A 12,481-nucleotide genomic window follows, 5' to 3' on the forward strand; every position below is an offset into this window, starting at 1 on the left:
GAACCATTATGAGCGTTAATCTCGCAGCCTTCCTTTATCTCGTGTCCGGCGTGCTGTTCATTCTGGCGCTGCGCGGCCTGTCGCATCCGACGACCAGCCGTCAGGGCAATATGTACGGCATGATCGGTATGGCGATTTCCATCGTCACCACGCTTCTGCTAGCGCGTCCAAGCTTCGGCGGTCTGGCACTCATCGTCGTCGGCATCGCCATTGGCGGCGGTATCGGTGCGGTCATCGCGCGCCGGATCGCCATGACGGCCATGCCGCAGCTTGTGGCCGCGTTCCACTCGCTGATCGGTCTTGCCGCCGTTCTGGTGGCCGCTGCCGCACTTTACTCGCCGCATTCCTTCGGTATCGGCGAAGTGGGCCAGATCCACGGTCAGGCGCTGATCGAAATGTCGCTGGGCGTCGCCATTGGCGCGATCACCTTCACCGGCTCGATCATCGCCTTCCTCAAGCTTGACGGTCGCATGTCGGGCAAGCCGATCATGCTGCCGGGACGCCATGTCATCAACGCGGCTCTTGCCGCAGCCATCGTGCTGCTGGTTGTTGTGCTGGTGAATACCGAAAGCCATTTCGTGTTCTGGCTGATCGTGCTTCTGTCGCTGGTGTTCGGCGTGCTGATCATCGTGCCAATCGGTGGCGCGGATATGCCGGTCGTGGTCTCCATGCTCAATTCCTATTCGGGCTGGGCAGCGGCAGGCATTGGTTTCACGCTTGGCAACCTGGCGCTGATCATCACCGGCGCGCTGGTCGGCTCTTCGGGCGCGATCCTGTCCTACATCATGTGCAAGGGCATGAACCGTTCGTTCATCTCGGTCATTCTCGGCGGCTTTGGCGGCGATACGTCTGGCGGCCCGGCTGGCGAGGTTGAACAGCGTCCGGTCAAGCAGGGTTCTGCCGACGATGCGGCCTTCATCATGAAGAACGCTTCCAAGGTCATCATCGTGCCGGGCTATGGCATGGCGGTGGCGCAGGCCCAGCACGCGCTGCGTGAAATGGCTGACAAGCTCAAGGCGGAAGGCGTGGAAGTCAAATACGCCATCCATCCCGTGGCTGGTCGTATGCCGGGCCATATGAACGTGCTTCTGGCCGAGGCCAACGTGCCTTACGATGAAGTGTTCGAGCTGGAAGACATCAATTCGGAATTCGCGCAGGCCGATGTGGCTTTCGTGATCGGCGCCAATGACGTCACCAATCCGGCGGCGAAGACCGATCCGAAGTCACCGATCTTCGGCATGCCGATCCTCGATGTCGACAAGGCTGGCACGGTTCTGTTCATCAAGCGCGGCATGGGCTCCGGCTATGCAGGCGTGGAAAACGAACTGTTCTTCCGCGACAACACCATGATGCTCTTCGCCGATGCGAAGAAGATGGTGGAGAGTATTGTGAAGGCGTTGGATCATTAAGAAGGGAATAGGGGAGTAGGGGAATAGGGGAGTATGTTTGACTTGCAAATATACGGACCGTATTGCCTTACTCCCTTACTCCCTTACTCCCTTACTCCCTTACTCCCTTACTCCCTTAACATCGCATCCTGCAAAGCGCGCAGTTCGGCGATCTTCGATCCGGGCTGCGGCGCGGCGTTGGCATAGGTGATGAGTTCGCCCTTCTTAATGGGCGCGATGACCGAGCCGTTCTGGAGCAGGCCGCAGGGAATGGCCTTTGCCGCACGTGCTTCCGGCGTCGTCATGATCCACGAGCGATAGCAATATTGGCCAATGGCATCGAGACGGTCGCCGGGCCGCAATTCCTTCTTGGCAACCGCGCAGACTTCCGCCACCGGCTTCGGCAGCGGCACCATGTCGGTTTTGCCGTGCAACACCACGCGCGCCACGGTTAGCGGCACTTCCAGCGAGGTGAGGTGGAAAGGGCGGTGGAAGGTGAAATACGGGCCTTTTCCCATTTTCAAATCTTCCAGACGCTCGACGAGACGGGGATGCTCCATCTTGGCAATGACGAAGACGCCGGGCGATACGCCGCGCCCGATGGAATAATCGACCACGCCGGATTTGTTGAGAACGCCGCCGTCTTCCTTCGGGATCAGGGTGCGATTCAACTCGTCGATTGCGGCCTTGGGGCCGTGCATGCCCGCAATGTCCGGCACAAGCCCGGTGGCGTTGGCGATGGCCGCCATTTCAACCATGGTCTTGGAACCGTCGACGAATTCGACCAGCAGGCGGACATTCATGTTCCGGCGGTCGGCCTCTTCCTGATAATCGTCGGGGATCGCATCGAAATTAAGCGGATTGTTCTTGCCCTTGCCAGCCGCGACAACCTTGTGACCCATGGCGGAAACGAATTCGATCAGTTCCATGCAGGAAGAGGGTTCGTCGCCGGCGCCCAGCGAATAAATCACGCCCTGCTTGTCGGCCTCGGCCTTGAGATAGGGGCCGATGGTGACATCGGCCTCGACATTCATCATCACGAGATGCTTGCCGTTGCGAATGGCCTTTATGCCGGTTTCAGCGCCCACTTCCGGAATGCCGGTGGCGTCGATGACGACATCAATCAGCGGGTTGGAGAGGATCAGGTCATTGTCGCCGGTGACGGCAATCTTGCCGCTCTCAATGGCGCGGGTCATCGCGGCTTCGCTGTTGGCTTCCTGCGCATTGTCTTCATCGCCATAGGCGGTGCGCACGGCCTTGAATGTGTTGGGCAGCCTGCGGGCGGAAAGTGCGCCGACTTCGATGCCCTGCATCCGCGCCACCTGCGTGACGATATCGGTGCCCATTTCGCCAGCGCCAATCAGACCGATGCGGATCGGCTTGCCGGTTTCAGCCCGCGCTGCAAGATCGCGTGCCAGTCCAACCAGTGCCACATTTGTCGTCATGAAACTCTCCGCAAAATGTCAAAGCCACACAGGCGAGATAAATTTGTCACGCTTGTGTTGATATAGGTGCGTAATAGACGAACAGTCTCTATATCAACACCGACAGGCGCGCACCCCCAATCAGCGCGACAAAATATGCATCCCTTTATAGGGCCACTGGAGCCAAAATGAGCAGTGTATCCCCCTTTGATCTTGTGATCTTCGATTGCGACGGCGTTCTCGTCGATAGCGAAGTTCTGTCCTGCCTCGCTTTCGAGCGGGTCTATGCCAGCCACGGCATGGAGCTGCCGCAGGGCACGGTGGCCAAGGGCATCGGCATGAAACAGGCCGATATCATGAAGATGATCGAGGATATGACCGGCCATCGCCTGCCAGATGGCGTCGATGGCGAGTTCTGGCCAGCAACGCGCACACTTTTTGCGGAATCGCTGGAGCCGACCGTGGGTATCGCCAATTTCTTGCGCGAACTGCCGCAGAAGCGTTGCGTGGCATCGTCCTCGCACCCGGAGCGTATTGCGTTCAGTCTGGAGAAGACCGGCATCAGCCATTATTTCGGCGATGCGGTTTATTCGTCCAGCATGGTGAAGCGCGGCAAGCCTGCGCCCGACCTGTTCCTGTTTGCCGCCGACAAGATGGGCGTCGATCCGGCGCGCTGCGTGGTGATCGAGGATTCGCCCTTCGGTGTCGAAGGCGCGATTGCAGCGGGCATGACCGCCTTTGGTTACACCGGCGGCGCGCATACCTATGACGGTCATGCCGAGCGTCTGTCGTCCAAGGGTGCGCATCAGGTTTTCACGCATTGGGATGATATCGCCCGGGAAATTCTGGTTGCTGCCTGAAGTTTATAAGGTAAACAAAGGGCAAATCAGTTCAGCAGGAATAGCCAGCCAATGAAAGACGCAATCACGCTCGACCAGTTGCGCGAAGCAATCGGCACGGAAATCGGATGTTCCGAGTGGCGCGAAGTCACGCAGGAAATGATCAACCAGTTTGCGGATGCAACCGACGATCATCAGTTCATCCATGTCGATCCGGAACGCGCGGCCAAGGAAACGCCTTTTGGCGGCACCATTGCGCATGGCTTTCTGACGCTGTCGCTTTTGTCGACGCTGGCTTATGAAGCGCTGCCGATGCTGGAAGGCGCGACCATGGGCATCAATTACGGCTTCGACAAGCTGCGCTTCCAGTCGCCGGTCAAGACCGGCGCACGGGTGCGCGCGCGCTTCAAGCTGGCCGATGCGGATATTCGCCCATCGGGCCGCGTCGTGAATTATTACGACGTGACGCTTGAAATCGAAAACTCGCTCAAGCCTGCGTTGACGGCCACCTGGCTGACGATAGCCGTCGTGGAGCCGCCGCAAGACTGAGCATCAGGCCGCTTCGCGATATTGCACCGGCAGCCGTCCTTCTTCATCGAGAGGGGCGGCTTTATCTTTATAGGCGGTCATCAGCTCGCGAAAGAAAAACGGGCCATGCAGGAACATGCCCAGGTCGTAAAAATTCTTCTTCTCGGCGCCGCGCACATAGAGAAGGTGCATAAGGAAGAAGTTGCCCTTGGAGCGCTTGTAGCGGTTTTCGCTGTGCACATTCTTGAAGCGGATGCGATGAATGAGCGGCGGGTTTGCCGTCTTGATCTTCAGGGCGCTGGCCGGGTCTGAACCGTAGAAATGGATGATATCCGTCAGCACCTGAAATTCCGACCACAGGACCGGGCTATCTTGAAGCACGACGCGCACATCTTCACGCAGCGCCTTCGCTCGTGGATGCAGCGCGATCATCATCAGGCAGGAGCCGACGGCCAGAAGCGACACGGGTTGCCGTGTCAGAAGCTCGGGGCGGTGGCGTTGAACGGCGGCAAGCGCCTCGACAGCTGGCACGGTGCCGAGACTATGCGCGACGATGATGACCTCGTCGGCCTGACTTTCTTCGATCTTGCGCATCAGCGCGTCAGCGAAGGCCGTCCGACGCTGGTTCAGCTTCGCATTGCGGTCGTAAATGCGATCATAGGCTGCCGACCAGTCGTCGAGCAGATAGGACATGAAGAACTTGTCGCCGGGTTTTCGCACCAGAAGCGTTGCAAGGAAGGCGGCAAGCGGCGCGGACCAGAGAAGATGCAGTACCGAAAAGCCAGCCACCACCGGCGCAGTGGCGATAAGGGCTGCAACAGCCAAAATGGCAAGCGACAGCAGGAAGGGCCACAGGAAGAACAGCACGAAGCGCCAGCTCGTTGTCAGGTAGCGCCAGAGCGTGCCCGTAAACAGGATGTTCATGAAGGCGAAGAAGCCGGTCAGCATTCTCTTCGGTGTCGAGCGCGCGGCATAATCATCGAAAATATCTGCGGTGCCGAACTGGCAGAACTCGGTCTTCGTACGCCAGCCATTGCCTTGTGTCACGGCCATTGTCGTGCCGCTATCGTTTGGTTCGTCCGTCATGGGCGGCAGCTTGGTCTTGGCGTTCCACAGCCGGTCGAAATCTTTCAACACTTGCGCGTGGCGCACACGGACGGCTTTGGGGTGCAGGCCTTCATAGCCTGTGAACTGGATAACGAGTCGCTTGCGGAGGGACATGAAACAAACAAATGGAATCAGAAAAGGGAAACGCCGCCGAAAGATCGGCAGCGCCGTACAATGTCTCCTTCTGGACGACTAATGAGGCCGAATTACGCGGGAAACAGCGGGTCCATTAGCGCATTCGGCCCGCGCGAACCATAGTGAATTGGTGTAAGGACGGTATTTCCTAACAGCGGTGGGCAAAGTTGCATGTTGAGGTGGACAGCCGGGGCTCTTTCTGGTATTAGCCAGCACCAATTTGCAGCGTTTCCGTTGCGAAGCTTGGGAGCCTTAGGGCGTTGCTCGGCCGGTCAGACCGGCTGAAATCGTTAAAAGACCCCCGAACGGCCTCAGGCTTAACCGAAATTCTAACCGATACGGGAATACACGTGCAGGTACTCGTCCGCGATAATAATGTTGATCAGGCTCTCCGCGCTCTCAAGAAAAAGATGCAGCGCGAAGGTATCTTCCGCGAAATGAAGATGCGCGGCCACTACGAAAAGCCATCTGAAAAGCGCGCTCGCGAAAAGGCAGAAGCCGTTCGTCGCGCTCGCAAGCTCGCTCGCAAGCGTGCGCAGCGTGAAGGCCTCGTTGGCGGCGCCCGCGGCGCTCGCTGATCGACCTCAAAACAGGCGCCGCTTTTGTGGCGCCTTTTTGTTTTCCGGTGTGGCTTAAGGCTGCGCCGGATTTTGCGCGTTTTGATTTCAAAGTTTTTGTTGCTGAAACAACTCGGTTTCATCCTTTTATTAAAGTTTAGCGTCGGCCCCAAAAAAAGTTTCTAGACTTTGCCGGGCCAGTTATGTGTAAAAACATATAATTAGGATATTCAGCTTTCGGGCCGGGTATCGAAAGGCGATACAGACTTTTTGCTGCCGCCTTTTCGCTGTCTTTATCTGACAGTTGAAGCGCTCATGCGCCGAAACCGGAGCCGGGGCGGGATGGAGAGAAACGGGTCGTCAATGCCCGGTTCGATGGAACTAAAAGGAACACTGTCGTTGCCAACACGCTTCAAGGTGATGCAATCGTCCGGGACAAAGGTTTCGGGTTTCGAGACATTGGGTGGAAACCCCGCGGCTGGAATCGGTCGTCACGGTTTTTTGATTGCCGCCACGCTGTTGGCTCTGGCTGTGGCCGGTTGCCAAAGCTCGACCACAACGGCGCTGAGCACAGTTGATCGGGCACAGGGTTCGAGCGAGAATATCAGCTCGCTTACGAGTGTGATCCAGTCCAATCCGCGTGATCCCGAAGGCTACAATGTTCGCGGCTCCGCCTATGGCAAGGCCGGGCGCTACAAGGAAGCGATCCGCGATTTCGATCAGGCGATTGCGCTCAATCCGAATTTCTATCAGGCCTATTCCAACCGCGCGCTGGTCTATCGCTATATGGGCGATACCAACAAGGCTGCGCAGGATTACAGCAAGGCGATCCAGCTCAATGGACAATATGACGCCGCCTATATCGGTCGCGGCAATGTTTACCGTCAGGCGGGCCGTCTCGATCAGGCGCTGAGCGATTTCAATCAGGCCATCGCCTTGCAGACGACTGACGGTCGCGCCTATCACAATCGCGGCCTGATCTATCAGGCCAAGGGCCAGCACAAGCAGGCCATCGAGGATTTCTCCAAGGCGATTTCGCTCAACTCCACGGCCCCGGAGCCATATAATGGCCGCGGCCTTTCCTATGTGGCGTTGAACGACTTCGACAATGCTTTCGATGATTTCAACACCGCGATTACGCTGGATCAGGGCGTTGCGGAAAGCTGGGCCAATCAGGCGCTGGTTTATGAGCATCGCGGCGAGAAGGCGAAGGCTGCCAGCTCCTATGCAAAGGCGGTGCAGCTCGATCCGAAATACCAGCCGGCGAAGGACGGTTTGTCACGCACACGCGGATAATTCGCAAAAACATTTCCAAATGAAAGGCGGCGCGTCCCAAAATGGGGTGCGCCGCTTTTCTTTATACAAGCCCGCGATATATTACTGACTATGTCGCTCTTCGATCACATAGGCTTCAAAGCCAAAGATATTCGCCGTAGCCTTTCATTCTATGAAAGCTGCATGCCCGAACTTGGGCTGGAAGTTATTGCGCGTTCGGGCAGTGGCTTCTTCGTTAGCGGCGGGGAGAGGGCGCCCGTGCCCTTCCTCTGGATACATGGCGCGGAAGCCGGTGCGGCTACGGACGCTGCCGACACGAAGCCGGGCGATCGTCTGCATCTCATGTTCACGGCTGGAAGTCGCGATGCGGTGGAGGCGTTTCATCGCGTGGCGTTGAACGCTGGTGGCAGCGACAGCGGCGGCCCCGCTTATCAGGGGCCGGAAGAGATGGGCTATTTTGCCGCTTTGGTCTTCGACCCCGACGGAAACACGCTGGAAGCGGGTTTCCGTGAGAGGAGGCGATAAGCAAGATTGATTTGATCAGGCGCGCAGGTTGCGCTTGTCGAGGCGGCTGACCAGACGGTCGCCGATCCACTGGATGCCGCAGACCATGATGATCAGGATGATCACCACGGCGATCATGATCTGCGTTTCAAACCGCTGATATCCGTACCGGATGGCAAGATCGCCCAGACCGCCCGCGCCGATGGCGCCAGCCATGGCCGAAGCGCCCACCAGCGTGATGATCGTCACGGTGAAACCCGCAATGATGCCGGGCAGGGCTTCCGGCACCAGCACTTCGCGCACGATTGTCCAGCGACTTGCACCCATGGAGCGCGCAGCTTCGACCAGACCATTGTCCACCTCGCGCAGCGATACTTCCGCGATGCGCGCATAATAGGGGATGGCCGCAATTGAGAGCGGCACGATGGAGGCCCATGTGCCGATAGACGTGCCGACGATGAAGCGGGTCACCGGGATAAGCGCCACCAGAAGAATGATGAACGGAACCGAGCGGAAGCCGTTGATGATCGCGCCCAACACGGTGTTGACTGTCAGGTTCTGGGCAAGGCCGCCGCGCTCGGTCAGGATCATGATGAGGGCAAGCGGCAGACCGACGACGAGCGAAATCAGGCTCGAAAAGCCGGTCATGATGATGGTCTCCCAGAAGGAGCGCCAGAGAAGATCAAGCATTGCCTGAGACATAGCCGAGTACCTCCGTGGCGTCTGCATGGGTGTTGAGATAGCCGATAGCGGCTTCGAATTTCGCTTTGTCCTGAGCGGGCAGGCTGATGAAGAGCGTGCCGACCGGCTCACCCTGGATCGTATCCATGCCGCCATGGATCAGCTGCGGCACAAGGCCGGTGGCCGCTGCCACATCGTTGAAGAAAGCGCCGCGCGCAGCTTCGCCTGAAAGCTTGACGCGAAGGATGGCCCGATCTCCCGCCTTGTCGGTTAGGCGTGCGCGCCACGAGGCAGGCAGTTCCGGCGTCAGCACCTGCAACATGCTCTGCGTGACGGGCGACTGCGGATTGGCGAAAACTTTCCAGACCGGACCCTCTTCGGCAATCGCGCCGTGATCGAGCACGATGACGCGGTCGGCGATGCGGCGGATGACCTCCATCTCGTGGGTGATGAGCAGGATGGTCAGGCCAAGTTTGGTATTGATGTCCTTCAGCAGCGCCAGAATGGACTGGGTGGTTTCGGGGTCGAGCGCCGAGGTCGCTTCATCGGAGAGCAGAACGGCAGGCTCTGCGGCAAGCGCGCGCGCAATGCCGACGCGCTGCTTCTGGCCGCCGGAAAGCTGCGCCGGATAATGGTTCGCCTTGTCGGAGAGGCCGACGAGTTCGAGCAGTTCGGCGACGCGGCGGGCGCGCTCGGCTTTGGGCTTACCTGCGATCTTCAGCGGCAATGCAATGTTTTGGGCAACAGTCTTGGCCGAGAGCAAGTTGAAATGCTGGAACACCATGCCGATGCGACGGCGCAGCGGGCGCAGTTCGGTTTCGCCGAGGCCGGTGATTTCGCGGCCCTCGATGCGGATCGAACCGGAGTCGGGCTTTTCGAGGCCGTTGACGCAGCGGATCAGCGTGGACTTGCCCGCGCCGCTGCGACCGATAATGCCAAGGATTTCGCCGCGCGCGACGGAGAGCGACACGCCATTGATGGCTGCCGTGTTACCGAACATTCGGCGCACGTCTTTCATATCGACGATGGGCGCTGATGCGGTGGAGGGCGGTTCAATGGTCACGGCGGGGGTCAAGGGGGTCACATTCGTTTCTTCTATAGTTTGATGCGCTGCTGCGAACAGCGGCAAACTGCAATCGGATAAGGCGTCAATGACGGATGATGCCTGTTCAGGCTAAGGCCTGTTCTGGCCAAGCTTGGCCTCTTGCCGATGCTTTTGGGCAATTTTTTTCCATACGTCAATAAAAGCCGCGCCGGAAACACGTTCCGGCGCGGTGTATTGAAAATGAAAAGCTTAGTTCCAGGCCGGGATGCCGGTGCCCTTATAGGCGCGGTCGAGTTCGGCCTTCACGGCGTCGTTCTGGAACGAAGCGACCAGGTTCTTCACCCATTCGGCGTTTTCGTCTTCAGTGCGAACAGCGATGAAGTTGTTGTAAGGATTGTTTTCCTTCGACTCCCAGCCGATGGCTTCTTCCTTCTTCAGATCCGCCTTGGCAGCCCAGTCATTGTTGACGATGGCAGCGTCGAGATCGTCGATGGAACGACCGACCACACCGGCGTCGAGTTCCTTGATCTCAAGCTTCTTCGGGTTTTCGACAATGTCGATCGGGGTGGCCAGAATGCCTGCATCCGGCTTCAGCTTGATCAGGCCCTTTTCTTCGAGAACGCGAAGCGCACGGCCTTCGTTCGACGGATCGTTCGGCACGCCGACGACGGCGCCTTCCTTCAGTTCGTCGAGGCTCTTGTGCTTGCGCGAATAGATGCCGATTGGCCAGACGGCAGTGTAGCCAGCAACGCTGATCTTGTAGCCGTGCTGCTTGATCTGCTCATCGAGATAAGGCTTGTGCTGGAAGGCGTTGGCGTCGATTTCCTTGCGCTCCAGAGCTTCATTCGGCTGGTTATAGTCGTTGAAGGTCACGCGCTCAATATTGAGGCCGTGCTTCTTGCCTTCTTCGGCAACGACTTTCCAGACGTCTTCGTCTTCGCCGCCCATGATGCCGACCTTGATGGTCTTGTCTTCTGCATGGCTCGGAGCCGAGGCGAAGCCAACGGTCAGCGCGGCTGCGGTGAAAAGAAGGGCTTTCAGACCGGCGCGGCGGGTCAAAGCGTAACGGGAAAGGGCTGACGACATCTTTGTTTTCCTTAGCTGAACATTTTGGAAAGCCGGTCCCGGATTGCGATCATTAGATGATCATTCTCCCCAGCCCTCCCTGATGCCGATAATTCCCGTTTGCATGGGAATAAACAAGGAAAATTTTTTCTGAAAACCGTGCGGCTGCAAATCTGAAATTGCGTTCACAGACGCGTGAGCGGATTGCCATTTCCGCTCACTGTTCTCTCAGGATTCTCGTTCTATCGATTATCCGCGATAATCATCTGTGCAGCCTTCTCGGCGATCATCAGCGTCGGCGAATTGGTGTTGCCGGACGTGATGGTGGGCATGATGGACGCATCGGCAATGCGGAGACCCGCAATGCCATTGACCCGCAGGCGCGGATCGACAATCGCTTCGCTGTCCTGCCCCATGCGGCAGGTGCCGACCGGGTGGAATATCGTCGTGCCGATATCACCTGCGGCCTTTTCCAGCTGTTCCTGCGTTTCGTAAGCAGGGCCGGGCTTGAACTCCTCCGGGCGATATTGCTGCAAGGGTGCCTGCGCCACGATATTGCGGGTGAGGCGGATTGCATCGGCGGCGACGCGACGGTCGCTTTCCGCCGCCAGATAGTTCGGCCGGATGGCGGGTTGCGCACGGTGATCCGGTGACTTGACGTGGATCGAGCCGCGACTGTCGGGGCGCAGATTGCACACGCTGGCCGTGAAGGCGGGGAAGGGGTGAACGTTTTCGCCGAATTTTTCGAGGCTGAGTGGCTGCACATGATATTGCAGATTGGCGGTTTCATAAGACGGGTCCGACCGGGTGAACACGCCAAGCTGGCTCGGTGCCATCGACATGGGGCCGGACTGGCGCAGCAGATATTCCAGCCCGATCATCGCCTTGCCAGAAAGCTTGTTGGCCTTTTCATTGAGGGTCGGAATGCCCGTGACCTTATAGGCGCAGCGCAATTGCAGGTGATCCTGCAGGTTTTCGCCGACCTGTTTGCGCTCCAGCGCAACCGGAATGCCTGCCTGTTGCAGCACGTCACCGCGTCCGACGCCCGACAGTTCCAGCACATGCGGAGAGCCGACGGCACCCGCGGCCAGTATCACTTCGCGCCTTGCCTTGACGGTACGGGTCGCGCCGTTCTGGTCGAAGGTCACGCCATTGGCGCGCATTTCCGCAATCTCGATGCGGCGCACCTGCGCGCCGGTTTCGACGCGCAGGTTTTTGCGGTTCAGTGCCGGGCGCAGAAAGGCCTTGGCGGAATTCCAGCGAATGCCACGCTTCTGGTTGACCTTGAAATAGGACACGCCTTCATTGTCACCGCGATTGAAGTCGTCGGTGGCGGGAATGCCCGCCGCAACGGCGGCATCGCGAAAAGCGTCGAGAATATCCCAATGCAGGCGGGCATTTTCGACGCGCCATTCGCCGCCCGCGCCGTGCAACGCGCTGGCACCGGCGTAATAGTCTTCGGATTTCTTGAAGAGAGGCAGCACGTCGTCCCAGCCCCAGCCTTCGCAACCGGCTTGTCGCCACAGATCGTAATCGCGGGCCTGACCGCGCATATAGATCATGCCGTTGATCGACGAGCAGCCGCCCAGCACCTTGCCGCGCGGATAGCCGAGCGCGCGACCGTTCAGGCCGGGTTCGGCTTCCGTGGTGAAGCACCAGTCGGTGCGCGGATTGCCGATACAATAGAGATAGCCGACCGGGATATGAATCCACGCATAATTGTCCTTGCCGCCCGCTTCGAGCAGCAGGACGGAACGGTCCGGGTTCTCGGATAGTCGGTTCGCCAGCGCACAGCCTGCCGTGCCCGCGCCAACCACGATGTAATCGTAGGTGTCGGTCATGATTGTATATCCAGTAAAATGTGGAGCCGCGATCAGCGGATACAGCGACTCATTGAGTAGTGTTTACCCGAACAGTTTCTTTCCCAAACGCG

Annotated in this window: 12 protein-coding genes; 6 read left to right on the plus strand and 6 right to left on the minus strand. The window is 58.5% G+C overall.

The window, feature by feature from the left end:
* Positions 1-8: 8 nt before the first annotated feature.
* Positions 9-1,409: an NAD(P)(+) transhydrogenase (Re/Si-specific) subunit beta gene (locus QLQ11_RS11525; RefSeq protein WP_109369617.1), complete on the plus strand. Its 1,401-nt coding sequence runs from the start codon at positions 9-11 to the stop codon at positions 1,407-1,409.
* Between the two features lie 107 nt (positions 1,410-1,516).
* Here QLQ11_RS11525 and QLQ11_RS11530 read toward each other — a convergent pair whose 3' ends face one another.
* A complete protein-coding gene (locus QLQ11_RS11530) occupies positions 1,517-2,833 on the minus strand; it encodes a 1-deoxy-D-ribulose 5-phosphate reductoisomerase (protein WP_109369616.1) in 1,317 nt (438 codons plus the stop codon).
* 167 nt (positions 2,834-3,000) lie between these two features.
* Here QLQ11_RS11530 and QLQ11_RS11535 point away from each other — a divergent pair, with 167 nt between their 5' ends.
* Both QLQ11_RS11535 and QLQ11_RS11540 read left to right on the plus strand, forming a co-directional pair.
* The gene (locus QLQ11_RS11535; RefSeq protein ID WP_109369615.1) at positions 3,001-3,672 is read left to right on the plus strand and encodes an HAD family phosphatase; all 672 of its coding nucleotides are present in this window, start codon (positions 3,001-3,003) and stop codon (positions 3,670-3,672) included.
* Between the two features lie 51 nt (positions 3,673-3,723).
* A complete protein-coding gene (locus tag QLQ11_RS11540) occupies positions 3,724-4,200 on the plus strand; it encodes a MaoC family dehydratase (RefSeq protein WP_109369614.1) in 477 nt (158 codons plus the stop codon).
* A gap of 3 nt (positions 4,201-4,203) precedes the next feature.
* Here QLQ11_RS11540 and QLQ11_RS11545 read toward each other — a convergent pair whose 3' ends face one another.
* A complete protein-coding gene (locus QLQ11_RS11545) occupies positions 4,204-5,400 on the minus strand; it encodes an alpha/beta hydrolase (protein WP_109369613.1) in 1,197 nt (398 codons plus the stop codon).
* 371 nt (positions 5,401-5,771) lie between these two features.
* Between QLQ11_RS11545 and rpsU the strand changes: the two genes are divergently transcribed.
* The 3 genes from rpsU to QLQ11_RS11560 all read left to right on the plus strand — a co-directional run bounded on the left by rpsU (position 5,772) and on the right by QLQ11_RS11560 (position 7,778).
* Positions 5,772-5,999, plus strand: coding sequence for a 30S ribosomal protein S21 (gene rpsU, locus QLQ11_RS11550; protein ID WP_078341232.1), 228 nt, complete (start codon positions 5,772-5,774; stop codon positions 5,997-5,999).
* A 354-nt stretch (positions 6,000-6,353) separates the two neighbouring features.
* Positions 6,354-7,274, plus strand: coding sequence for a tetratricopeptide repeat protein (locus QLQ11_RS11555; RefSeq protein WP_109370288.1), 921 nt, complete (start codon positions 6,354-6,356; stop codon positions 7,272-7,274).
* 90 nt (positions 7,275-7,364) lie between these two features.
* On the plus strand, positions 7,365-7,778 hold the full coding sequence (locus tag QLQ11_RS11560; protein WP_109369612.1) for a VOC family protein: 414 nt from the start codon (positions 7,365-7,367) through the stop codon (positions 7,776-7,778).
* A 15-nt stretch (positions 7,779-7,793) separates the two neighbouring features.
* Here the strand turns inward: QLQ11_RS11560 and QLQ11_RS11565 are convergent, their stop codons facing one another.
* From QLQ11_RS11565 to QLQ11_RS11580, 4 genes are all read right to left on the minus strand, one after another.
* The gene (locus QLQ11_RS11565) at positions 7,794-8,459 is read right to left on the minus strand and encodes a methionine ABC transporter permease (protein WP_109369611.1); all 666 of its coding nucleotides are present in this window, start codon (positions 8,457-8,459) and stop codon (positions 7,794-7,796) included.
* Positions 8,440-9,501, minus strand: coding sequence for a methionine ABC transporter ATP-binding protein (locus tag QLQ11_RS11570; RefSeq protein ID WP_121538882.1), 1,062 nt, complete (start codon positions 9,499-9,501; stop codon positions 8,440-8,442). The genes QLQ11_RS11565 and QLQ11_RS11570 overlap by 20 nt, the downstream gene beginning before the upstream one ends.
* A gap of 231 nt (positions 9,502-9,732) precedes the next feature.
* Positions 9,733-10,569, minus strand: coding sequence for a MetQ/NlpA family ABC transporter substrate-binding protein (locus tag QLQ11_RS11575; protein ID WP_109369609.1), 837 nt, complete (start codon positions 10,567-10,569; stop codon positions 9,733-9,735).
* A gap of 221 nt (positions 10,570-10,790) precedes the next feature.
* Positions 10,791-12,389 (minus strand): GMC family oxidoreductase, encoded by a 1,599-nt coding sequence (locus tag QLQ11_RS11580; protein WP_109369608.1) that lies wholly within the window; start codon positions 12,387-12,389, stop codon positions 10,791-10,793.
* Between the last annotated feature and the right edge of the window lie 92 nt (positions 12,390-12,481).

Source organism: Ochrobactrum sp. SSR, from assembly GCF_030067775.1.
Lineage (GTDB): Bacteria > Pseudomonadota > Alphaproteobacteria > Rhizobiales > Rhizobiaceae > Brucella > Brucella teleogrylli.